Annotated in this window: 20 protein-coding genes and 2 pseudogenes; 12 read left to right on the forward strand and 10 right to left on the reverse strand. The window is 63.3% G+C overall.

What is annotated here, in order from left to right; translation table 11 throughout:
• Positions 1-135 precede the first annotated feature (135 nt).
• Positions 136-921: pseudogene (locus BN2476_RS33290) on the forward strand (LysR family transcriptional regulator); the annotation flags it as partial.
• 68 nt (positions 922-989) lie between these two features.
• Here BN2476_RS33290 and BN2476_RS33295 read toward each other — a convergent pair.
• Positions 990-1,679 carry an HAD family hydrolase gene (locus BN2476_RS33295; protein ID WP_087738438.1) on the reverse strand — a complete coding sequence of 230 codons (690 nt, stop codon included), beginning with the start codon at positions 1,677-1,679 and terminating at the stop codon, positions 990-992.
• Between the two features lie 567 nt (positions 1,680-2,246).
• On the opposite strand from BN2476_RS33295, the gene BN2476_RS33300 reads away from it, so the two are divergent.
• The 3 genes from BN2476_RS33300 (at position 2,247) to BN2476_RS33310 (ending at position 4,441) form a co-directional block, all read left to right on the forward strand.
• On the forward strand, positions 2,247-3,059 hold the full coding sequence (locus tag BN2476_RS33300) for a DinB family protein (protein ID WP_087738439.1): 813 nt from the start codon (positions 2,247-2,249) through the stop codon (positions 3,057-3,059).
• On the forward strand, positions 3,056-3,811 hold the full coding sequence (locus BN2476_RS33305; protein ID WP_087738440.1) for an alpha/beta fold hydrolase: 756 nt from the start codon (positions 3,056-3,058) through the stop codon (positions 3,809-3,811). Before BN2476_RS33300 ends, BN2476_RS33305 begins: the two co-directional genes overlap by 4 nt.
• A 165-nt stretch (positions 3,812-3,976) precedes the next feature.
• On the forward strand, positions 3,977-4,441 hold the full coding sequence (locus tag BN2476_RS33310; RefSeq protein WP_087738441.1) for a GNAT family N-acetyltransferase: 465 nt from the start codon (positions 3,977-3,979) through the stop codon (positions 4,439-4,441).
• 87 nt (positions 4,442-4,528) lie between these two features.
• Here BN2476_RS33310 and BN2476_RS33315 read toward each other — a convergent pair whose 3' ends face one another.
• Positions 4,529-5,689, reverse strand: coding sequence for a branched-chain amino acid ABC transporter substrate-binding protein (locus BN2476_RS33315; protein WP_087738442.1), 1,161 nt, complete (start codon positions 5,687-5,689; stop codon positions 4,529-4,531).
• Positions 5,690-5,778: 89 nt separating this feature from the next.
• A complete protein-coding gene (locus BN2476_RS33320; protein WP_087738443.1) occupies positions 5,779-7,011 on the reverse strand; it encodes an NAD(P)/FAD-dependent oxidoreductase in 1,233 nt (410 codons plus the stop codon).
• Positions 7,012-7,391: 380 nt separating this feature from the next.
• Here BN2476_RS33320 and BN2476_RS33325 point away from each other — a divergent pair, with 380 nt between their 5' ends.
• Positions 7,392-8,834, forward strand: a complete 1,443-nt coding sequence (locus tag BN2476_RS33325; protein WP_087738444.1) for an aminotransferase-like domain-containing protein — start codon at positions 7,392-7,394, stop codon at positions 8,832-8,834.
• A 22-nt stretch (positions 8,835-8,856) separates the two neighbouring features.
• Here BN2476_RS33325 and BN2476_RS33330 read toward each other — a convergent pair whose 3' ends face one another.
• The 5 genes from BN2476_RS33330 to BN2476_RS33350 all read right to left on the reverse strand — a co-directional run bounded on the left by BN2476_RS33330 (position 8,857) and on the right by BN2476_RS33350 (position 13,824).
• Positions 8,857-10,047 (reverse strand): glycosyltransferase family 4 protein, encoded by a 1,191-nt coding sequence (locus BN2476_RS33330; RefSeq protein ID WP_087738445.1) that lies wholly within the window; start codon positions 10,045-10,047, stop codon positions 8,857-8,859.
• A 271-nt stretch (positions 10,048-10,318) separates the two neighbouring features.
• Positions 10,319-11,389, reverse strand: coding sequence for an MBL fold metallo-hydrolase (locus BN2476_RS33335; RefSeq protein ID WP_162849281.1), 1,071 nt, complete (start codon positions 11,387-11,389; stop codon positions 10,319-10,321).
• A 161-nt stretch (positions 11,390-11,550) separates the two neighbouring features.
• On the reverse strand, positions 11,551-12,204 hold the full coding sequence (locus BN2476_RS33340; protein ID WP_087738494.1) for a peroxiredoxin: 654 nt from the start codon (positions 12,202-12,204) through the stop codon (positions 11,551-11,553).
• A 215-nt stretch (positions 12,205-12,419) separates the two neighbouring features.
• Positions 12,420-13,154 (reverse strand): hypothetical protein, encoded by a 735-nt coding sequence (locus BN2476_RS33345; RefSeq protein WP_087738447.1) that lies wholly within the window; start codon positions 13,152-13,154, stop codon positions 12,420-12,422.
• Between the two features lie 202 nt (positions 13,155-13,356).
• A complete protein-coding gene (locus tag BN2476_RS33350; RefSeq protein WP_087738448.1) occupies positions 13,357-13,824 on the reverse strand; it encodes a hypothetical protein in 468 nt (155 codons plus the stop codon).
• A gap of 460 nt (positions 13,825-14,284) precedes the next feature.
• Here BN2476_RS33350 and BN2476_RS33355 point away from each other — a divergent pair, with 460 nt between their 5' ends.
• The 3 genes and pseudogenes from BN2476_RS33355 to BN2476_RS47495 form a co-directional block, all read left to right on the forward strand.
• Complete coding sequence (locus BN2476_RS33355) at positions 14,285-16,030, forward strand: FAD-dependent oxidoreductase (protein ID WP_087738449.1); 1,746 nt, start codon at positions 14,285-14,287, stop codon at positions 16,028-16,030.
• A gap of 176 nt (positions 16,031-16,206) precedes the next feature.
• Positions 16,207-16,377 carry a hypothetical protein gene (locus BN2476_RS46730; protein ID WP_160111803.1) on the forward strand — a complete coding sequence of 57 codons (171 nt, stop codon included), beginning with the start codon at positions 16,207-16,209 and terminating at the stop codon, positions 16,375-16,377.
• Positions 16,361-16,519: pseudogene (locus BN2476_RS47495) on the forward strand (Na+/H+ antiporter); the annotation flags it as partial. The gene BN2476_RS46730 and the pseudogene BN2476_RS47495, both read left to right, overlap by 17 nt.
• A gap of 22 nt (positions 16,520-16,541) precedes the next feature.
• Here the strand turns inward: BN2476_RS47495 and BN2476_RS33365 are convergent.
• Positions 16,542-17,450 carry a LysR family transcriptional regulator gene (locus BN2476_RS33365; RefSeq protein ID WP_087738451.1) on the reverse strand — a complete coding sequence of 303 codons (909 nt, stop codon included), beginning with the start codon at positions 17,448-17,450 and terminating at the stop codon, positions 16,542-16,544.
• Between the two features lie 111 nt (positions 17,451-17,561).
• On the opposite strand from BN2476_RS33365, the gene metE reads away from it, so the two are divergent.
• On the forward strand, positions 17,562-19,865 hold the full coding sequence (gene metE / locus BN2476_RS33370) for a 5-methyltetrahydropteroyltriglutamate--homocysteine S-methyltransferase (protein ID WP_087738452.1): 2,304 nt from the start codon (positions 17,562-17,564) through the stop codon (positions 19,863-19,865).
• Positions 19,866-19,874: 9 nt separating this feature from the next.
• On the opposite strand, the gene senB is transcribed toward metE, so the two are convergent.
• Positions 19,875-20,885, reverse strand: coding sequence for a selenoneine biosynthesis selenosugar synthase SenB (senB, locus tag BN2476_RS33375; RefSeq protein ID WP_087738453.1), 1,011 nt, complete (start codon positions 20,883-20,885; stop codon positions 19,875-19,877).
• Positions 20,886-20,904: 19 nt separating this feature from the next.
• On the opposite strand from senB, the gene senA reads away from it, so the two are divergent.
• From senA to BN2476_RS33385, 3 genes are all read left to right on the forward strand, one after another.
• Entirely contained in the window at positions 20,905-22,095 is a 1,191-nt protein-coding gene (senA, locus tag BN2476_RS33380) for a selenoneine synthase SenA (RefSeq protein ID WP_235851070.1), read from the forward strand.
• Positions 22,096-22,201: 106 nt separating this feature from the next.
• Positions 22,202-22,342 carry a hypothetical protein gene (locus BN2476_RS46735; RefSeq protein WP_160111804.1) on the forward strand — a complete coding sequence of 47 codons (141 nt, stop codon included), beginning with the start codon at positions 22,202-22,204 and terminating at the stop codon, positions 22,340-22,342.
• A 334-nt stretch (positions 22,343-22,676) separates the two neighbouring features.
• Positions 22,677-23,099, forward strand: coding sequence for a universal stress protein (locus BN2476_RS33385; RefSeq protein WP_087738455.1), 423 nt, complete (start codon positions 22,677-22,679; stop codon positions 23,097-23,099).
• The last annotated feature ends 1 nt before the right edge of the window (position 23,100 follow it).

Raw genomic sequence — 23,100 nt, forward strand, 5'->3', positions numbered from 1 at the left:
CAGTTTTGTATAAACTTTAGTTCCACAATCCTGGAAGAAAATGTTATCCCATTACAACCGTCCAGCGCTCGCAACCCACTGCCAGAACCGGTCACTCCCGGCATTCGGTGGATAACATTTAGTTCCAAAGACTGTCTCGGCCTGAATCAGTCGAGCGTAAGCGAACATATCCGGCGCCTCGAAGAGAGCGTCGGCAGGCGGCTCTTCATACGCGATACTCATTCGCTCGCGATGACGGCCGATGGCGAAGCGCTGCTCGTGCATGCGAACGTGATCCTGCAGGCCATCAATCGCGCGGAGTCGCAGTTTCGCAAGCCACGGCTGAAGGGGCGCGTGCGTCTCGGCACATCGGACGATATCGCGCTCGGCGCGCTGCCCAACGTGCTGGCCGCGTTTCGCCAGGCGCATCCCGATGTGGAACTGGAACTCACGATCGGCATGACGAGCCGCCTGTATGAACTGCTCGATGCGGGGTCGATCGATTTGCTGGTCGGCAAGCGGCGCCTCGGCGAGCGACGCGGCACGCCGCTGCTGCGCTCGCGCCTCGAATGGATCGCGCGGCCCGGCACGGTGATCGATGTCGGGCAGCCGTTGCCGCTGGTGCTGGTCGCGGAGCCGAGCGTCACGCGCGCCGTCGTGCTGAATGCGCTCGCGGAGAAAGGCATCGGCTGGGAAGTGGTGTGCACGAGCAGCAGTCACGCCGGCTGCATCGCCGCTGCACGCGGCGGCCTCGGGCTGACGGCGAAGTCGCAGTACGTGTCCGCGCGCGGGCTCGCGCCGCCCATCAACAGCGCGAGCCTGCCCGCGCTGCCCGACGTCGAATTCATCGCGCTAGCCGCGAAGCGGCTCAGTCATCCCGCCGGCACGTTGCTCGAGCTGTTGCAGGGTAGCGATCTGAGCGGCGGGTGGATCAGCGAATGACTGCGCGGCGCGGTTCACGTGCTTGACGCGCTTGACACTCGTGTCGTCTGCGTCGCGCTTTGTCAGCTCTATTTGCGTCCCTTCGCCGTCAATCCGTCGAAGTCGATCGACGTCAGTTCGCCGATCCGTTCGATCGTGATGTCGGGATCGGGATACTTCGCGATCTCCGCTTCGTCGAGCGCATAGTGACCTTGCCGCGGAAAGATCGTGGTCAGCCGGTCGCCCCATTGCTCCTTCATCGCCGTGAGGATGCGCAGCTTGTCGTCGACCATCACGTAGTGCCGCGCGGGATAGTGCGCGATCACGTCGTCGAGCATCTGTTCCTTGTGGATGTAGATCAGCACCCGCCCTTCGACTTCGTCCCACAGCCCCGCGCGCGACACCTTGCGCGGCTGGAACACGACATCGCCGTCCGAGAGAATCGCCGTCTTGCCGAACTGGCTCGCGTAGCGAAGCGCATCGAGCGCGCCCGGAAAAATGCGGTTGGCGAACGGATAGTCGATCAGGTAGCAGGACATCAGCAATAGCTGCGTGTCGTCCTGACGCTCATGCCGATAGCGCTGCAATGCGCCGAGATAGTCCGCGTATCCGAGTTCGCCGCGCAGGTCTTCGAAGATCCGCCAGTAGCGCGAGCTGTTTGCGTCGCCGAACTGGCGCATCATGTGCATCCGCAGATCCTGCAGGACGTGATCGTTGTCGAGCAGTGTGTTGTCGACATCGAACAGAAAGACAACGTCGTCGCTTGATGGTGTGTTCATGCACGTTACCTCGCATCGGTCGTCTGTATCGATTGGGCAGGTCGGCAGGCGGTTTTGTGCGCTGATGCGCTGATGCGCTGATGCGCTGATGCGCTGATGCGCTGATGCGCTCTTGCGCTCTTGCGCTCTTGCGCTGGTGCGCGAAAGCCCGATGCAAGTACGGCTCGCGAGTGCCGCCTGCCGCGTACCGTTGCGCCGGGAGTTTCCATGAAGCGACAAAGTTCACTGTCCCGGCCAAAGCGCGATCAGCGGAAAGACTAGCACTGTCGTCGAATATGCGTCGGTGAGGGTGACAGGAGAGGTTGGCGCGTTTTTCTTTCATGCGCTGGCGGGTCGGCTCTTGTGCGGCCCGTGCATAGCGTGTATCGGCCTCACGGCGTGTAGGCGGGTATGGCTGCGTAGCAGCCTTGGGAGGCGGGTCGCGGGGCAGACAGTTAGTTGCGCTTGTGCGGGTGCCCAGAAAGTAGTCCACGATCGCGAATCGCGAAGTGGCATGACTTGACCGGACATCAGCTCATAACGTATCGTTTTGCGACGTTATGAACTTATGTGGCAGATCGGCTCCCCATGCATTCCCGCTTCGACCGCTTCAGAACGACTCCGCTCGGACAGCAGCTTGAAAGACTGCTCGTCGCGCCGGATCGCTACATCGAGTTCGCCGCCCTCTCGCGCGCGGGCGTTGCGGCTATCGCCGCCGTCACCGACGAGATCAGAGAGAAATTCCCCGAAGTCGAACAGGACACGACGGCGCGTCAGTTCTGCGGCGCGATGATCGCGGAAGTCATGCGGGAGCATGGCCATGAAGTCACGCAGGCGCGCGGACGTGTCGGCGGTGCGCTGTTCAGCTATGGCGCGGTATTCAGCCCGCAGCCAATCTTGCTGCCATTCGCAGGCGTTATCGAAGCGCTCTCGCAGATGCCCGCCGCCGTCTCCGGTTTCGCCTCGCGCGTTTCCAGTGCTCAGTGGTCACGGCGGCCAAAGGGCACGGGCTTTGCGCCTGTCGAGCACGCCTGTCATTTGCGCGACCTCGACGCTATCTTTGCAGACCGGATCGCAGCAGTGAGGAACCGGCATCTGCCCGTAATCGATTCCGTCGACGGAACGGAACTTGCGAAAGAACGCGACTATCTGCATCAGGACATGACGGCAGCCGTCAGCGCGTTCGCGCAATCGCGCAAGCATCTATGCACGATGCTCAAGAAGCTGAAGCCCGAGCAACTCGCGCGTTGCGGCCTGCGCGACGGCACGAGGCGCATGACGCTCGAAGAACTTGTGCGCGAGCTTCTCGATCACGACCGCACGCACCGTCTGGAAATGGACGAACTCGAAGCGGAACTGAAGCAGACGCAGGATCGACGCAAAGGCCAGAAAAGAGTATGAGCACTCGTCCTCCCGTCGTTTTCATTCATGGCTTTTTCGGTCCGCTGAGCGTGACGGAATTCGCGGACGATCACGCCGTTCAGCGTTCGTCACGCCGCGTGCTCGCACCGGACCTGCTGGGTTATGGCGAATACCAGCAGATGACATTCGATGCCATTACTCTTCGCGCGCAGGCAGAGCACATCCGCCGTTCAATACAGCAACAGTTTGGCGACGAAACGGTCGACGTGGTTGGGCATTCCGTCGGCGGAGCAATCGCGATGCTGCTCGCCCACGCGCATCCTGGGCGTGTGAGAAGGATCGTCAATATCGAAGGCAATTTCACGCTGGATGACGCGTTCTGGTCGGCGTCGGTCGGCCGCATGAGCGACGCCGATGCAAACGTTCTGCTCGAACGCTTGCGCAGCGATCCACTCGAATGGTTGCGCGGCGCCGGTGTCAACGCAACACCCGACATGCGCGAAGCGGCCGCGCACAGCCTCGCGCGTCAACCTGCGTCGACGCTGAGGGCGATGGGGCAATCCGTCGTCGCGACGACGGGAGACAAGCTGTATCTTTCGACCGTGCGCGCGGTCTTCGGGACGCATCGCGTTCACCTGATCGCCGGCGAGCTTTCGCGCGGCGGCTGGCATATGCCGGACTGGGTGTCGAACGAATGCGCGAGCTTCCAGACCATCGAAGGAGCCGGGCACATGATGATGCTGGAACGGCCACACGCCTTCGCAGCCGCGCTACGACACTGTCTCGACTGATACGACGCGCCACTTCCATCAATGATAAAGGCCGTGTCCGCATGCGGCGCGCCGCGCTCGCGCCTATGACGCGCATGCAGCTTCGTTGCCATCCCACTGCGCATCCAGCGTGCTATCGTCTTAACAAAGGACCATCGACTCGCCCGCCTGCCTCTCAACGCCTCGATGACAGCCATCCAGCCCGCCCGCTTCCCCGATGATCTCGACGCCGTGCGCGCCACCTTCCGCGAGTACGCGGACAGCCTCGGCGTCGATCTGTCGTTTCAGGCGTTCGATGCGGAACTGGCCTCGCTGCCCGGCAAATACGCGCCTCCGGCCGGCGCGATTCTGCTCGCATGGCGCGATGGCCGCGTGATCGGCTGCGTCGCGCTGCGACCGTTCGAATATGACATCTGCGAGATGAAGCGCCTCTACGTGCGCGAGGAAGGCCGTGGCCAGCAACTCGGCAGGCGTCTTGCGCAAGCCGTCGTGCACGCGGCCAGAGAAGCGGGCTACAGGAAGATGCGGCTCGATACGCTGCCGACCATGCAGGCGGCCCAGCAGCTTTACGCGTCGCTCGGATTCAGGCCCATTTCGGCGTATGTGTTCAATCCCGTCGAGGGCACGCGTTTTCTGGAGCTGGATTTGTGAAGCGGTCCGCTGCGCTTCGATGCGTCAGCGGCACTTGAAGCAGCGGCGCGAGCGAAACGCGCCGCGCCGCCATGGCTCAGCCCGCGATCAGACTCCACCGCCAACGGTCTTGATGCTCTTCCACTGCCCCTGCTCGACCTGGAACAACGTATAGGGCGGCTTGATCAGATCGCCGTAAGGATCGAACGTGATCTTGCCCGTCACGCCCGTCAGCGAAACCTTGGCGAGGCTCTCGACGATCTTCTGCCTGTCGAGCGAATTCGCGTCATGGATCGCCTTCAGCATCGCGAGCGCGGCGTCATACGCAAACGGCGCGTACAGTTCGACGTCCTGGTTGAAGCGCGCCTTGTAGCGCTTGCCGAAGTCCTGCGCGGCGGGCAGCTTGTCGAGCGCGGGACCGGGTTCGAGATCCTGCGTGCGTTCGCCGGAAGCGCCGGCGATCTGCAGGAACGCGTTGCTCTTCAGCGCGCCCGCGCCGAACAGTTGCGTCGCCATGCCGAGCGAGCGCATCTGCTTGACCAGCATCGCGCCCTGTTCGTCCAGTCCGCCGAAGAAGATCAGATCGACATTCTTGCTCTTCAGCGAAGTCAGAATCGCGCGGAAGTCGACAGCCTTGTCGTTCGTGAATTCGCGGTCGACGATATTGCCGTTCGCTTCCTTCGCGCCTTTTTCGAACGCATCGGCAAGACCTTGGCCAAAGGCCGTGCGGTCGTCGATGATGCCGATCCGCTTGGCCTTCATCTGCTCGACCACGAAGTGCCCCGCCACCACGCCGCCCACGCCGTCATGCCCCATCGTGCGGAACACGTTCTTGAAGCCCTGCTTCGTGAGTTGCGGATTGGTCGAGCCCGGCGTGATCATCGCGACGTTGGCGTTGTGATACACCGCGGACGCGGGAATGCTGCACCCCGAGTTGTAGTGGCCGATCACGCCGACCACGCCGTCGTCGACCAGCTTTTGCGCGACCTGGATCGCGACGCGCGGATCGGCCTGATCGTCCTGTACGTCGAGCACGAACTTGACGGGCTTGCCGGCCACGGTCGGATGCTTCGCGTTTTCTTCGTCGATGGCGAGTTGCGCGCCGTATTGCAGGTCCTTGCCGACACGCGCGACGGGCCCCGTCAGCGGGCCGACAAAGCCGATCTTGACCACTTCCGGATCGGCGGCCGATGCAACTGAAGCGGCGAACGAAGCATGCGCTGCAAGAGCGCACACCGCCAGCCTGATAATCCATGTACGTCGATTCATGATGCGCTCCTGTCGATAGAAAATGCCGCGCGCTTTGCCTGTTGACTGACCCGATGCGCGACGCGTCGAAGTCGTCCTTGTGTGTCTGTTCAGAACCGGGTTGCCGCGTAGCGGGTCAGGTCGAGCGGCGGCGCGCGCCGCGCGACGAGATCCGCGACGATGCGCCCGCTCACGCCCGCCAGCGTCAGCCCGAGATGCTGATGACCGAATGCGTAGATCACGCGCTCACTTGCGCTTGCGCGGCCGAGCACGGGCACGCCGTCAGGCAGCGTGGGCCGGAAGCCGAGCCACGTGCTGTCGGGCTGCTGCAATGCGGGCAACGCGCGCTTCGACGAAAACGTCAGCAGATCGAGCAGCGAACGGTTGCGCACATCGCTGAAGCCGCCCAGCTCGACCGTGCCGGCCACGCGAATGCCTTCGTCCATCGGCGTCATGTAGAAGCCGCGTTCGGCCCAGCCGACCGGCCGCGAAATCAGTTGCGATGCGCCGCGATAGCGCACGTGATAGCCGCGCTCGGTGTCGAGCGGCACGCGGTTGCCGCATTGCGCCGCGAACTTCGCCGAGCGCGCGCCCGTCGCGACGACAACATGATCGAAGCGGCGCGGCGCGCCGTCGTCCGTCGTCAACGTGACGCCTTCCGATGCGGGCGCCAGCGCGCTCACGCTCTTGCGTTCCAGCTCGAGGCCGCGCGCGGCGAGCACGTCGTAGAGCGACAGCAGAAAGGCCTGCGGATCGGAGAAATGCCAGCTGTCGCGAAAGAGCACGCCGCGCTCGAAGATCGGCGCAAGCGAAGGCTCCAGGCCGCACACTTCTTCAGCCGACAACACGTCGAACGACACACCCAGCTGCTCGCGCAGATTCAGCGAAGCGCGCGACGCATCGAACGACGCGCCACTCGAATACAGATACAGGCACTCGCGCGGTCGCACGAACTTCGCCAGATCGCGCTCTTCGAGCAACGGCGCATAGCCCGCCTGCGCCTGCGCAAGCAGCGCGGCAAGCGCGCTCGCGCTTGCTTCATAGCGGCGCCGCGTCGAGTTGATCATGAAGCGCACGAGCCATGGCAGCACGTGCGGCAGATAACTCCAGCGCAAGCGGAACGGGCTTTCGCTGGACAGCAGAAAGCGCGGCAGATCGCGGAATACCGACGGGTTGTTCACGGGAATGCAGCCATATGGCGCGAACGTGCCCGCGTTGCCGAACGACGCGCCCTGCGCGACGCCGGACGGATCGAACAGCGTCACGCGGTGCCCGTCGCGCATCAGCCAGCCGGCGCTCGCAAGCCCGATGAAACCCGCGCCGACAATGCCCACTTCCGCCATCAACGCTCTCCTTGCATCGCGCATGCGTCGGCAGCAGCCAGATAGCCCGTGCGCGTGGCTTCATCCGCAGTGCGCCGTTTCGTGCCCCGCGATGCGCGCCCGTTTGTCCTGCTCTCCGCCATGCGTAATCTCCTTCCAGCCCGATCCAGCGATTCAAAAACCACACAAAATCTGCTTAACCTGACTCAAAGAATCACACAATATTTTTTTGTGTGCAATTAAAATGCTCATTGTGTGGTCCAGGATTTTCCCTGGCCGGGTTGGGCGCGTTCCTTGCCACATCTGAAAATCAAGGCAAGGACGCACATCTGGTATAAAATCCGGCCAACTGGCACAAGCAGGCAGACAAAACCTGTTTTGTATGGAGACAGGGCAAGACAATGGCTTCCAGCAAACCCAAGGCAGCGAACGGCAACGGTGCGACGGTCGAAGTCGACCAGACAAACGGCGACCAGGTCCAGACAAAACGCGCGACCTATATCGAGGTGTCGGCGTCGATCGAAGATGAGATTCGCGGCGGCGTCTATCCGCCGGGTAGCCGTCTGCCGCCGCAACGTCAGCTGGCGACGGAGCTTGGCATCAACGTGTCGACGGTTTCGCGCGCGTACAAGGAATTGCAGCTGCGCGGGCTCGTGATCGGCAGCAAGCGGCGCGGCTCGCTCGTGACGGGCGGCGCGATGCCGCGCGTCGAAACGGCTATTGCGCCCAACGCCGCGCCGGGCGGCGCAATCGACCTGACCGTCAACCGGCCCGCGACGGGTGAATTCCTGGCGTGCCTCGCTGCCACGCTCGCCGAGCTGCCGCGCGACCCGCGCTATGCCTCGCTACAGGAATACCAGCCGCCGCAGGGGCCCGCATGGGCGCGCGCCGCTGGCGCGCAGTGGACGGCCGCGCCCGGATTCACGCCGTCGCCGGAGCATCTCGTCGTGACGAGCGGCGCGCAGCACGGCCTGTATGCCGTGCTCAACAGCCTGATCGGCACGGACGGCGTGATCATCGCGGACCGCCTCACGTACTACGGCCTGAAAGCGCTCGCGCCCGTGTTCCAGTTCGAAATCGTCAGCGTGCCGAGCGACCGCGACGGGCTCATCACCGATGAAGTGGAGCGCATCTGCAGCCGCGTGCCCGTCAAGGCGATCTTCACCGTGCCGAATCTGCAGAACCCGACCGTGACGACGATGAGCCTCGAACGGCGCGTGGCGCTCGTCGACATCGCGCGCCGCTATGGCGTCGCGATCATCGAGGACGACGTCTACGGTCCGCTCGTTTCGCAGCGCCTGCCGACGCTCGCGAGCCTGTGCCCGGAGCTGACGTTCCATATCGCCGCGACCTCGAAAATTCTCGCGCCGGGGCTGCGGCTCGGTTATCTGCTGAGCCCGCCCGAACGTTCTGCGCTCGCCGCCGAAGCCGTGCGCACGACTGCGTGGATGCCCGCGCCGATGTCGATGCTGATCGCGACGATATGGATCGAAGACGGCACCGCGCGCCGCATCATGGACGCGCAACTCGCCGAGATTCGCGTGAGGCACGATCTGGCGCGCCAGATTCTGCCGCAGGAATGGCTCGACTCCGATCCCGCGTGCATGTTCGTGTGGCTCAGGCTGCCGCCGCCTTGGCGCGCGGACGACTTCGCCGCCAACGCGAAAGCGCGCGGCGTGGTCGTGATGCCTTCGTCGGCGTTCGCTGTGGACCGGGCCGAAGTCGAGCACGGCGTGCGTATCAACCTGGCGTGCGCGTCGTCGCGCGAACAGCTGGTGAGCGCGCTGCAAACGCTCGCGCAAGCGCTGCGCGATCGTCCTCGCGCGTTGTTCGGCACGATCTGAACTGGCGCCGCAAGCTGCGCGGCTAGCGCTTCGCGGAAATGAGGACGCGCCGCTCGGAACACAGAAGCCGGTCGGCCAGTTCCATCAGATTGGCGGCGAACATCGAAGGACTCCATTTGTCCACGGTCTGTCTTGCCCGCTTCGACAACGCATCCCGTAGCGCATCGTTCAGCGCCAGCGTCTGCATTTTTTCTGCGAGCGCATCGGCGTTGCCTGGCTCGACGACGAATCCGTTCACGCTGTCTTTCACGAGTTCGTCCGCTGCTCCGCATGTCTGCGTGACGATCGCCGTCTTCGACGCGGCGAATGCCTCGTTGACGCACAGCCCCCACTGATCGAACTCGCTGCCGAGCACCATGAAGTCGCACAACGCATACACGGCGGGCATCTGCGCATTCGGAATGGGATCGAGAAAGCGCACGTTCCCGTCGAGCCGCATGCTCGACACGCGTCCTTCGATCGCGCGCATATCGGGCCCATGTCCGACCAGCACCAGCGAGATGCCTTTATCCGCGAGTCCCGTGCGAGCGTACGCATCGACCACGACGTCGACGTTCTTGCGCGGCACGAAGCGGCTCACGCACAGTACGTAGCGCCTCGGCAGTGCGTAACGCCGCCGCGTTTCGAATTCGGAAGCGCGCGCGTTGTCCGCAAGCCGCGCAAAGCGCTCGACGTCGATCACGTCGAAGCCCACGCGCGAGCGTTCGAGCGGAATGCCGAGCGTCTGCGCATAAGCGCGATGCCGTTCCCCCGCGACGAGCGCGCCGTCGAAGCGGCACACGAGCGCCCGCTTGAGGCGCTCCTTGAAGCGGTGCCTCACGCCGTCATCGAGCTTCGAATCGGACATGTAGATGATGCGGAACGTGCCCGCCGTCCGTCGGATCAGATAGAGCCACAGCGAGTAAGGCGTGTGATAGCCGAGCGTGACGACCACATCGGGCCGCAGCGTTCGCGCGATGCCGGCGAGCTTGTACGCGACGCTGGGCCAGCGTCCGCCCGCATCGGTGATGTCGGGTTCGAGGGTGACGGCGCGCGCGGGCGCTTTGCCGAAGAAAGCGTCGCGGGTCAATTGAGGGAAAGCGTAGACGCCCGAGCGTCCAAAGATCTCGACGAGGAAAATTTCGTCGCCTCGCCGCTCGACGAGTTTCTTCAGCGCTTCGTATCGCGGCACATGGTAGTCACCCAGATGCCCGATTACAAACATCATACGCATGCACACCCTCCAGACCGATGTTGACGATGAACGCCAGACGATTGCTCGAACGGATGCTTTCGGCAGACCTTAACTCAACAGGCGGGGCGTGCATGTGTCCAATCTGACACCGCGTCCGAAAACAGCGATGAATTGGCAAAAGGAACATAGATATGACGGGGCGGCACGTGGCGGCACCTAACGGGCCGACACGGTCGTCATACGACTGCCGGACAGAGCGGATTCGACCGGGAGGTAGGTGACAAATACAAGAAATTGAATTCGGCGCGTGCTACACGCTGCCGTTCTCGACAACGCGCCCTTCGGCGCGCCAGCGCAGCATTCCGCCCGCGAGATTGGCAACGTCTTCGAATCCGGCCTGACGCAGAATCACCGTCGCCTGAGCTGAACGTCCACCCGCGCGGCAGACGGTAACGATGGGGCGCTCGTTGCCGATTTCCTTCGCGCGCCCGGCCAGTTCGCCGAGCGAGATCAGCTTCGCTTCGGGAATGCGGCCGAGTGGTCCGTCGTATTCATCGCGCTCGCGCACGTCGATGATCTGCACCGACTGCAGATGTTCCTCGAGCCATTGCGGATGGATTTCCCAGATGCCGGCGAACGTGTACGTCAAAGGCGCCCAATCGGGCTCGGGCTTTTTCGACGGATCGCTTGCCGCGACACCGCACTTCATGTTCGCGGGCACGGCGACATCGATCTGCCGTGGATGCGCAAGCCCGAGATTCGTCATATAGCCCGCGAAATCGTCCTCGCACAATTCGCCGCCCAAACGCGGATTGAAGCGCCGCTCTTCGGCGACGCTCGTCACCGTGAGGCCGCGATAGTCGTGCGCCGGATAGAGCAGACACGTCTCGGGCAACGAGAAAATCTGCTCGTGCACTGCGCGAAAGAGCGCATGCGGATTGCCCTGCTGGAAGTCGGTTCGCCCGGTGCCGCGAATCAGCAGGCAGTCGCCCGTGAATGCCATCGACTGGTCGTCGAGCACGACGCTGATGCAGCCATTCGTATGGCCGGGCGTGGCGCGCACTTCGAGATGGCGCGCGCCGAATGCGATCGTATCGCCGTGCTTCAGATAACGGTCCGCGCCTTGCGCATCGCTTGCCGCCGATATCGCGATCTGGCTGCCCGTGCGCTGCTTCAGCATCCATGCGCCCGTCACGTGATCGGCGTGAACGTGCGTGTCGATCGTATAGAGCAGACGCAGTCCGAGTTCGTCGAGCAGCGCTGCATCGCGCCGCGCCTGTTCGAAGACGGGATCGACGAGCACGGCCTCGCGCGTGCCGCCATCGGCGAGCAGATAGGTGTAGGTCGACGATTGCTGGTCGAATAGCTGTCTGAAGATCAACACGCTTATGTTCTCTCAACTTGTATTCAGGAAGCGCTGGGCGTCGGCTTCATCGCCTCGCGCCGTTCATGCAGCCATTGCCGTCATCGTCTCGTCAAGCGGGTATCGCGCCGATACGCGCACGCTTCGAACGCGCGCGCATCGGCGTATCGATCAACGCCTCACTTCGGCTGCTGCACGTAGCGCAGATAAGGCTTCAGCGTCTTGAAGCCCTGCGGATACTTCTGCTTCGCGGCGTCGTCGGAAACGGAGGTCGGGATGATGACATCGTCGCCCGGCTTCCAGTTCACAGGCGTTGCGACGGTATGTTTCGCCGAGAGTTGCAGCGAATCGAGCAGACGCAGCACTTCGTCAAAATTGCGGCCTGAGCTCATCGGATAGACGAACATCGCCTTGACCTTCTTGTCCGGTCCGATCAGAAACACCGCACGTACCGTTGCGTTGTCGACGGCCGTGCGCGGACCGCCGCTCGCGTTCGGGTGGATCATGTCGTACAGCTTCGCGACGTGCAGATCCTCGTCGCCGATCATCGGATAGTTGATCGCATGGCCCTGCGTCTCTTCGATGTCCTTGACCCACTTCGTGTGATCGCTGACGGGATCGACGCTGAGTCCGATGATCTTCGTGTTGCGCTTTTCGAATTCAGGTTTGAGTCCCGCCATATAGCCCAGCTCCGTCGTGCAGACAGGCGTGAAGTCCTTCGGATGCGAGAACAGGATCGCCCAGCTGTCACCGATCCATTCATGAAAACGGATCGTGCCTTCGGTGGTTTCCGCGGTGAAATCGGGAGCTTCTTCTCCTAGTCGAATCGCCATCTTCATCCTCCATAAGAAAGGTGCGAGCAGTTGCTTCAATGAACCGCCGCTACTGTCCCCCGAACGGCGGCAATACATACGGATTGAAACGTTCAGCGCATAGCTTATATAGCGTAGAACAATTTACAGCTTTCGCGAACCGGATGTGAACGAGCGCTTTTTTGCGGCGTGGACGGTGAGGCGCGGTCAAGAATGGCAAGCGGTGATTCGCTGCATCACATCGCGCCGCCCGTGCCGGATGAAGGCGACGATGTCGCCGTGAAGGGACGCGCCTGGCCCGCCGTCGACATCAACGAGACGGCGGCAGGATCGGGCATGCCGTTCGCGTCGATCGCACCCGCTTTCGCGAGCGCTTCGAGATCGCTGTCGACGCCCGCTTGTCCGACGACAAACGGCGTCGTGAGAAATGCGGGCACCGCCAGCGTGACGGCATAGTGCTGCTGCAGATTCGTCACGACAGCCGATTGCGCGGCCAGCACATCGTCCTGGTTCGACAGCACATTCAGGAATTGCGCATTGCCTGGGAAGCCCGCGATCAGATTGGCCTCGCTCGTACCCAGTTGCGCGGCAAGATAGACGAGCATCAGCTCGGTCTCGGGCGTCGTATTGAAGGTGCCGCTGGCGAATGCCGGCGCATGCAGCGTCGTATTGCCGGAGGTCACGGTAACGATGCACGGAGGCGTCGCATTGAACGTGAAGCTGTAGTGTCCGCCACCGTCCGACAGTGTTGAGCCCGAACCCTGCGCGCAACTGGCGCCGACCGTCGCGCTGGCCAGCGCCCTGCCCGTCGCGGCCGTACCGGACAACGTGACGCTTTGCGTGCTCGAAGCCGTGCAGCTGTCGAACCCGATGCAAAAGCTGCCGCCGCCGCACGCGCCGAGCGCCGCGAGCGAAGCCGCGCAAAATGCAGCCAACGTCGGGCGAACGAAACGCGCAGCGCGAATGATCATGTGCCGTCTGCCGTCGATGGAAGCGATCACGAGAGTCCCGCGCAAAGAAACGAACAAAACAGGCGGGCACTGCTCGTGATTCTAGGCCCGATCCGCGAAGCCGTTCGCGCAAGGGCGTCGATCGGCCCGTCGGTTCGGTCGCTTCAGCAAGGCACGCAGTCGCTACGCCGCGAACGGTTCGCGGCCATCGACGTCGCCGGCACTACTGAATCCGCCCCGTCAGCCGACCGACGAACTTCCAGCCGCGCTCCTGGCTCCACATGTATGTGAAGCCGGTCGGCCCGTCGATGAACACCGTCAGCGGCTTACTGGGCGATTGCTCGAAGCCGGGGTCTTCGGTGGAATGCGATACGTCGACGTGCCCGACACGCTCGGAGACCTCTTCCGCAGTGGTCGCATCTGGGTTTACGCTCCATCCGTCATTGGCCGCATACGTCAGCCGCACGGCGCGGCCTGTCGGCGACTGGACCAGCAACGTCAGTTGCCCGTTGCCCGCCGACGCTGCATTGACACAAGGCGCGGCAAGGTTGGGAGCAACAGGTTCCGTCGCGATGTTCGACACGGCCCCTTCGCTTGCGGCCGCCAAAGCCATTGAACTCATCGCGCCAAAAGTCGCGGCCAGTAATCCGCGGAGTACGAATGCGGCAGCATATGTATCGGAACGTTCCATGCTGTCCTCCCGCTGAGTGATTCGACGAAAAAGCCGGCGAGGGACTTCAGGCATCGAGTGCGGCCGCGCATTCGACTGCGAACGTCGACGCGGAGCGACGAATGCGCGACACGTGTGGCTCAGTGCAGTGTCCGGCGCCATCGACTCCTAGACGATCCGCGCGCGAGCGAATGAAACGGGAATAAAGCGCAATGGGGTATACCCGTTCACACGAATAGGCTCGCCGATAATCGGGCATCGAGCGTGAGGCTTTTGATCGCCTCTTGGCCGCGCACGACAACTCGATTACTCTGTTGAAAGCAATCGCACGGGCAGTCCCGCACGCAATCCATTCAGCGCGCACAGCCCGCTGCCCGAGACAGGCAAGCGAAAAACTTTCGCAGCCATTCCACTTTTGTTCGACGTTGCGGAGCCCCCGGCTGCCTGGCGGCGCCCGTCAGCCGCTGGAGGAGAACCCGCGATGAGCAAGGAACCAACGCCCGAAAACGAAGCGCCCGATCATCGGCATGCAACGGACGTGAGCAGCGCCATCGACGACGGCACGCTCGCCGAAGACCCGAGCGTGCGCGACCATCCGCGTTACCAGCAGATGTTTCCCGTCCTCCCGGATGCGGAGATCGACCGCGTGCGCCGCTTCGGCAATCTGTGCCGTTACGTGAAAGGCGAGTTGCTCTATCGCGCGGGACATCTCTGTCCAGGCGTGTTCGTCGTGTTGTCGGGCAAGGTCCGCATCGTCGGCCGCGATGGCCTCGGTCACGAGCGGATCATCCACACGTACACGAAGCGCGGCGAGTTCACGTCGGACGTCACGCAGCTCTCCAACAAGCCAGCCGTCGTCGACGCGCATGTGGTCGAAGATGTCGAAGCGATCTTGCTTCGACCCGACGAACTCAGCGCGATGATGATCAGCGAAGCCGATCTCGGCGAGAAGATCATGCGCGCGCTGATTCTGCGGCGCGTGCTCGTGATCGAACGCGGACACGGCGTCGTGCTCGTCGGCCCTTCCGGTAATGCACGGCTGCTCGCATTGCAGAACTTCCTGCGGCGCAACGCGTTTCCGAGTCTGACGCTCGATGCGCGGCAGGACGCCGAAGCCATCGCGTTGCTCGAAAAGCTGACGCCGCAGCCCGACGACTTTCCTCTCGTCGTGTGTCCGAACGGCACGGTGCTGCGCAACCCGGACGAAGGGCAGCTCGCGTCGTGCCTCGGGCTGATACCCGAGTTCGATCCGACGCATGTCTACGATGTGGCCATCGTCGGCGCGGGACCGGCGGGCCTCGCGACAGCCGTTTATGCCGCATCCGAAGGGCTGTCGGTTGCTGCGCTCGATTGCCGCGCCCCTGGCGGTCAGGCGGGCACGAGCTCGCGCATCGAGAACTATCTGGGCTTTTCGACGGGCATCACGGGCCAGGCCCTCGCGGGACGTGCGTTCGTTCAGGCGCAAAAATTCGGCGCGCACATCGGCATTCCGTGCGAAGTCAAAGCGCTGTATTGCGACAGGCAGCCGCCTTCGATCGAGCTTGCCCATGAGCGCCGCATCACCGCGCGCACGGTCGTCATCGCGAGCGGCGCCGAGTACCGGCGTCCCGATGTCGAAGGCCTTGCACGCTTCGAAGGCTGCGGCGTCTATTACTGGGCGACGCCCATCGAGGCGAGGCTGTGCCGCAAGGAGCCTGTGCTGCTGGTCGGCGGCGGCAATTCCGCTGGGCAGGCGGCCGTGTTTCTCGCATCGCACGCCGAGCATGTGCATATGTTCATTCGCGGCGCGAGTCTCGAGCACAGCATGTCGCACTATCTGGTCGAGCGGATCACGTCGCTGCCGAACGTCACATTGCACACGCGGATCGAACTGACGGCGCTCGAAGGCGATGCGCGGCTTGAACGCATCCACTATCGCGGCGCGGGCGGCATCGAAGGCAGCATGACCGCGCATCATCTGTTCGTCTTTATCGGCGCCGAGCCGAATACCGGCTGGCTCAAGACCTGCGGCGTATCGCTCGACAGCAAAGGCTTCGTGCTGACAGGCCCCGACATTCCCGGCTCCGGCCTGCAATCGCAATCGTTGCAGACGAGCGTCGACGGCGTCTTTGCGATCGGCGACGTTCGCTCGGGGTCGACGAAGCGTGTCGCGTCGGCCGTGGGCGAAGGCGCCGCCGTCGTCGCGCAGATTCACCGCTTTCTCGCCGATACAAGGCAAACGCATTAGGCGACTTCGCGTCGCATCTACGCTGCGACGTGCGCTTCCCGCTCTTCCGTCCGCGCGAGATCGAAATATCAGGCAGCCACGGGATCTGCTGTGCAACCGTTTCGCGTCGTGCATGATCCCGCCATCTGCATCGGGCAGTCCAGGTTCAACCGATAAAACGCCTAACAGGGGGAATCATGTCGGCTGTGTCGGCATTCAAGCTGGTGCTGCTTTCGATGATGGCGATCGTCGCGCTGGAACTGGTCGCGAAGCGCCTGCGCCTGCCGCCCGCGGCAGCGTTGCTGGTAGGTGGCGCCGCCATGGCATTCGCGCCGGGCCTGCCTCGAAGCCCGCAATGCGCACTATGACGTCGTGCTGGCGGCCATCGCATGCGGACGCGCGGAGCTGTTGCGCATGCATCGGACGGGCCAGATCCACGACCAGCTGCTGCACATCCTCCAACACGATCTGGATTTGCAGGAGATGTCCTCCCGGCACGCGCGCGGATAGAACCCGGCGCGCACCGGCAGCGCTACGCCCGCACGCGCGCCTCCACCCGCTCCGTCTCGCGGGCCATCGCAACGAATGCCGTCAGATAGTCGATCGCGTCATCGGATTCGCGCGTGCCGAGAAAGATCTGCTTGGCGATGCCCTTCTTGCCGAGCCGCAGCGGCGTGATCGGCATCCAGTCCGCGTACTCTTCCGCGAGCCAGCGCGGCAGCGCCGCGACGCCCCGGCCGCTCGCGACCATCTGCAGCATGATGTCCGTCGTTTCGATCACCTTGTGACGCTTCGGCACGACGTTGGCGGGCGTCAGAAATTGCGTGTAGATGTCGAGCCGGTCCGTTTCGACGGGATAGGTGATCAGCACTTCCGAAGCCAGATGCTCCGGCGCGACATACGGCTCTTTCGCTAGCGCATGCCCGTCGGCGACGACGAGCACCTGCTCGTAATCGAACACTGGCTGGAACCGCAGCCCCGGCTTCTTCAGCGGATCGGGCGTGACGAGCACATCGATGTCATAGCCGAACAACGCACCGATGCCGCCGAACTGAAAACGCTGCTTCACGTCGACATCGACATCCGGCCAGCGCGCGAGATACGGCGACACGACCTTGAGCAGCCATTGATAGCACGGATGGCATTCCATGCCGATGCGCAGCGTGCCGCGCTCGCCCTGCGCGTACTGCTTCATGCGCGCTTCCGCATGCTCGAACTGTGGGAGCATGCGGTTCGCGAGTCCAAGAAGGTACTGGCCCGCCTGCGTGAGGCGCATCGCGCGTCCCTCGCGCGTCCAGACGGGCGTGCCCAGTTGCTGCTCCAGCTTCTTCACAGTGTGACTCAACGCCGACTGTGTGAGATTCAGCACATCGGCAGCAGCCGTGAGCGATCCCTGGCGCTCCACCTCTCTGATCACCATCAGATGACTGCGTTCGAGCATCCCGCCTCCATGAACAAAACTAATGCACACATGAAATAAATCAATTTTTATTCATACATCGAAAATTCTATCATCGCTTTCAGGCTCTTTTCTCTGGACGGCATAAGAACGATGGTCACGACGCACAATCTTGGTTTCCCGCGCATCGGCGCAAACCGCGAATTGAAATTCGCACTCGAGAGCTACTGGAAAGCCGAGTCATCGCGCGACGAGCTGAAGGCCGTCGGCGCGCAGCTTCGCGCGCGTCACTGGAAGGATCAGGCGCGCCTCGGCTTCGTACCCGTCGGCGACTTCGCCTTCTATGACCAGGTGCTCGACATGAGCTTCACGCTCGGCAATCTGCCCGAGCGCGTGCGCGGCTTTCATGGCGACGCGCTCGACAACGCTTTCCGCGTCGCGCGCGGCCGCTCGGCTCAAGGCGCGGAAGACCATCACGCATGCTGCGGCGGCGTGGCCGCCGGCGAAATGACCAAGTGGTTCGACACGAACTATCACTACATCGTCCCCGAGTTCGACGCGCACACGCAGTTCTCGCTCGATCCTTCGCGTCTCATCGAACAGCTTGCGCAAGCGCGCGCAGTCGGCGTGAACGCGAAGCCCGTGATCATCGGGCCGGTCACGTATCTATGGCTCGGCAAATCGAAGGACGGCTCCGACAAGCTCGCGCTGTTGCCGCGCCTGCTACCCGTGTACGCGGCGCTGCTCGATTACTTCACGGCGCAGGGCGTCGAGTGGGTGCAGATCGACGAACCGGCGCTCGTGACGGAACTCGATGCGAAATGGCGCGAAGCGTTCGTCACCGCATACGACGCGCTGTCGGCACGGCGCGTGCGGCTGCTGCTTGCGACTTACTTCGGGCCGTTGCAGGACAATCTCGAACTTGCGTGCAAGCTGCCCGTCGACGGCCTGCATATCGACGCGATCAATTCACGCGATGAAGTCGCGCAGGTCGCGGCGCAACTGCCGGATTCGGCGGTGCTGTCGGTGGGCGCGATCAACGGCCGCAATATCTGGAAGACCGATCTGAACGCGGCGCTGCAATGGCTCGAACCGCTGCATCGCACGCTCGGCGACCGGTTGTGGATCGCGCCGTCGTGCTCGCTGCTGCATGTACCCGTCGATCTCGACAGCGAGCAGAAGCTCGACGCCGAAATCAGATCGTGGCTCGCGTTCGCGCTGCAAAAGCTCGACGAACTGACGGTGCTGGCCGGCGCGCTGAACAACGGCCGTACTTCCGTCGCGGCTGCGCTCGACGCGAACGCAAAGGCCATTGAAAGCCGCCGCGTCTCGCCGCGCGTGCACAACCCGGCTGTGAAGGCGGCCATCGCGCGCATCGATGCCGCGCTCGGCCAACGTGCGAGCACGTATGCGCAGCGCGCCGAAAAGCAGGCGGCGCTGCTCGATCTGCCTGCGTATCCGACGACCACGATCGGCTCGTTCCCGCAAACGAACGAAATCCGTCACGCGCGCAGCGAGTTCAGGCGCGGCGCACTCGATCAGGCGGGCTACAAGGCGGCGATGGAACGCGAGATCACACGCGCCGTGAAGGAACAGGAAGCGCTCGGCCTCGATGTGCTCGTGCATGGCGAAGCCGAACGCAACGACATGGTCGAATACTTCGGCGAGCAGCTCGACGGCTATGTATTCAGCCAGTTCGGCTGGGTGCAGTCGTATGGCTCGCGTTGCGTGAAGCCGCCGATCCTGTTCGGCGACATCAGCCGCCCGAAGGCGATGACAGTCGAATGGACGCGATACGCGCAATCGCAAACGAGCAAGCCGATGAAAGGCATGCTGACCGGGCCCGTCACGATCCTGAACTGGTCGTTCGTGCGCGACGATCAGCCTCGTTCGGTGTCGTGCCATCAACTGGCGCTCGCGATTCGCGACGAAGTGCTCGACCTGGAAAGCGCAGGCGTGCGCATCATCCAGATCGACGAGGCCGCGCTGCGCGAAGGGCTGCCGCTGCGCCGCTCGCAGTGGAACGCGTATCTGCAATGGGCGGTGGAATCGTTCCGCATCGCCGCGAACGGTGTGAAGGACGAAACGCAGATCCATACGCACATGTGCTATTCGGAGTTCAACGACATCATCGCGTCGATTGCCGATATGGACGCCGATGTGATCACGATCGAAACGTCGCGCTCCGACATGGAGCTGCTCGATGCTTTCGACGACTTCAACTATCCGAACCAGATCGGGCCCGGCGTCTACGACATTCATTCGCCGAACATTCCGAGCGAGGACCACATCGTGAACCTGATGCAGAAGGCGGCGGCGCGGATTCCTGCGGAGCGTTTATGGGTGAACCCGGATTGCGGCCTGAAAACGCGCGCGTGGGAAGAAGTGACCCCCGCGCTGACGAACATGGTCGCGGCCGCGCGCACGCTGCGGCAATTGCCCGCTACGCACGACTAGCAATGCGCGCTAAAGCGATGCCTGAGCCAGCGCATCCCTGATCAGGCTGACTACTGCCGCCTGCTCCGTGGCGGGTGAAAACAACGGCGCCCGCCGTGCGCATTGCTGCTGGAGCGCTGTCAGAAACGCGCGGTCCCGGCTCGCGCGATCGAGCAGCGCCGCCAGCGCCTCGTCGTCGCCGGTCGGGAAATAGCCGTCGTAGTCACGGCCCAGCATGCCGATGTTGCCCGCAATGCGGCTGGCCAATACGGGAACGCCCGCATTCACCGCTTCGATGATCACGTTCGCGCCGCCTTCCATCACGCTCGAAATGACCATCGCGTCGGCGCTGGCGATGCGCCGCAGCGTGGCGCCGTGTGGCAGTCCCTCGTACCAGACGTAGCGCTGCACCGTGGGCCACGCCCTCGCTTGCAATGCCCGCGCCGCCAGCCGATACTCGTCTTCCAGTGCGCGGCCGATGTGGATCAGCCGGACTCGCGAATCGTCGGGCAGACGCTCCAGCGCGCGCATCGGCGTGCGCGGGTCTTTCTCCGCGCGCATGTGACCGACGAACACGACGTCGAACGTACGGCGTCGGCGCGTCGACGGAACCTCGGTTTTGCGCGGAGGCGCGGACTGGTAGATGACACGGCATTTCGCGCGATGCGCAGCCGTCATTTCCGCCAGCCCCTCTTCCTGCAGCACGACCAGATGTGTAGCAAGATCGAGAGAGCGGCGCGCGGATTCATCGACGCGAATGTCCCGGTAGAGATCGGTGCCCGTCAGCACGACGACGCGGGGACGATCCGGGCAAGCCTCGGCAAACCTGGCGATACTCGGAGCCGAACGCCGCGCGTGCAAGGCAATCAGACAGGCAGGCGGCTCGTGTCGCTGATCGGCGGGAGGCCATTCGGCGTCGAGCGAAACCTGGTAGTCTGTTCGCAGGAACCTGAGCCAGCGATTGGCCGTCTGCCAGTTTCCGTTGTTGGCGCTGCGCAGTGCGGGACTCGCGATGAATATTCTGGCCATTGGAGGACGCATGGTGGTACGGATTGGCAGAGTGACAACACGCAAACTGGACAAAGCCCGACTGGATGCGGCATTCGTCGATGCTCATCGGCAGACATGGGCGATCCTCGCAGATCTGACGCCCGCGCAGATGCAGGTGCCTTGCGACCCCGGCATCAATCCGCCGCTGTGGGAATACGCGCATATTGCCTGGTTCACGGAACATTGGATACTGCGCGATCCGCAACGAAACGCGCAAGGCCGGTTCGCCCCCACGCGCCCGTCGCTGCTCGCAAGCGCTGACCGATGGTTCGACTCGGGACGCGTTGCACACGACGATCGCTGGCATCTGGACCTGCCTCCGCTTGCAGAGATTATCGACTACGCGGACGCCGTGCTGGAACAGGTGCGCGCAAAGCTCGCCGCATCGACGGAATCGGACGAGGACCTCTATTACTTCCGTCTCGCGTTGTACCACGAAGACATGCATGCCGAGGCGCTGACCTACATGCGGCAGACGCTGGACTATCCGCTGCATGCGCCGCTCGCGATGCGGCCCATCGAGCATCTCGCGGAGGCGAGCGAGGTCGCGATCGGCGGCGAGACGTTCGAGATGGGCGGATCACAGGACGACGGCTTCGTGTTCGACAACGAAAAATGGCGACACGCAGCGTCCGTCGGGCCGGCGCAGATCGACCGCCAATGCGTGAGCAACGCGCAGTTCATGGAATTCGTCGCGGCAAACGGCTACGAGAACGAACGCTGGTGGTCCAGCGACGGAATCGAGTGGCTCAAGCGCACCAGCCTGAAAGCGCCGAAGCTGTGGCGCGAAGCGGCGGGGGCAGGCGACGGCTCCGCGCGCTGGGAGCATCGCTGGTTCGGTCAATGGCAGCCGCTCCCGCTGTCGCAGCCGGTCTGTCACGTCAACGCGTACGAAGCGGAAGCGTTTTGCCGCTGGCAAGGCCGGCGCCTGCCGACTGAATCCGAATGGGAATACGCCGCCTGCAACGAGCTGATCGAATGGGGCGAGTCCGTGTGGGAATGGATGGCCGATCCCTTCGAGCCGTATGCGGGCTTTTCCGCGGACCCATACGAGGACTATTCGGCGCCGTGGTTTCATACGCATCGGAGCGTGCGCGGCGCGTCGTTCGTCACACGCGACCGGATGCGCAATCCCCGTTATCGAAACTTCTATCTGCCGCACCGTAGCGATATCTTCGTGGGGTTCCGTACCTGCCGTTGACCGCGCGCTTCATCGTTCCGTGCTTCTCGCCTCATTTCACGCGCCTCCCGTTCGAGCCGCGCGACGACGCGAGCGTAATCGCGTCAGCCTGCCGAAGGCAATCGAAATGCAGAAAGCCGACGAGAAGATGAACCTCCTGATGGACGACGCCGAGCGCAGCAGCGTCGTCCCCGTCAGCCGGGCGCGCGCCGCGCAACTGAAAGAGCGGTTCGGCGTGGTGCGAAGGCGCGGGACTTCAAGAGAATAATGGGCCGCCGATCGCATTTGACGCCTTGAGCGGAGGGCGCGCCCGTGATCGCCGCTTGCAATGGCAACGAAGGGCAACGGCCGGATAACATCGAGTTGCGCATCGCGTTCGACCCGGCAGCAAACGGCTCGCGACACTTGCCGCCGTGAGCATCGCCTCCGTCGAGTTTTCTCGCGTTCAGATGAGGTTGTCGACGTGCTGTGGCGTTCTGCCGCCCGGGATGGAAAATGGCCGGATGACCATCGTCAATACCCGAGCGACGGCAAGAGGAATACTGGTCACGTGTCGGCCTGATTGTCTCTGTCACTGCCGCGCGATGCGCGACTCACTATCCATGTTCAAACACATTCTTCTTCCCGTCGACGGTTCCGACGTATCGCGCAGGGCCGTTTCAAGTGCCATCGAGTTCGCGCGGATCAGTGGCGCGCGTCTTACACCCTATACCTGCGTACACGACCAGTGGATTCCAACCGATAACGAACTGTGGCCTGAATACGCGTCACACGCGCAGGATGAGGCCCGGGCAGAGCACGCGAAGATCGAGGAAGCCGCCGCGCAAAATGGCGTGCATTGCGTCGGTGCCACGTCGGTCGCGTCGTCGCCCTATCTGGGGATCATCGCCAAGGCGATGGAACTCGAATGTGACGTGATCTTCATGGCGTCGCACGGCCGGAACCGGGTCAGCAGCCTTTTGCTGGGCAGCGAAACGCAGAAGGTGCTCAGCCACAGCGCGATTCCCGTCCTCGTCTTTCGCTGAA

This window comes from Paraburkholderia piptadeniae (assembly GCF_900007165.1).
Classification (GTDB): domain Bacteria; phylum Pseudomonadota; class Gammaproteobacteria; order Burkholderiales; family Burkholderiaceae; genus Paraburkholderia; species Paraburkholderia piptadeniae.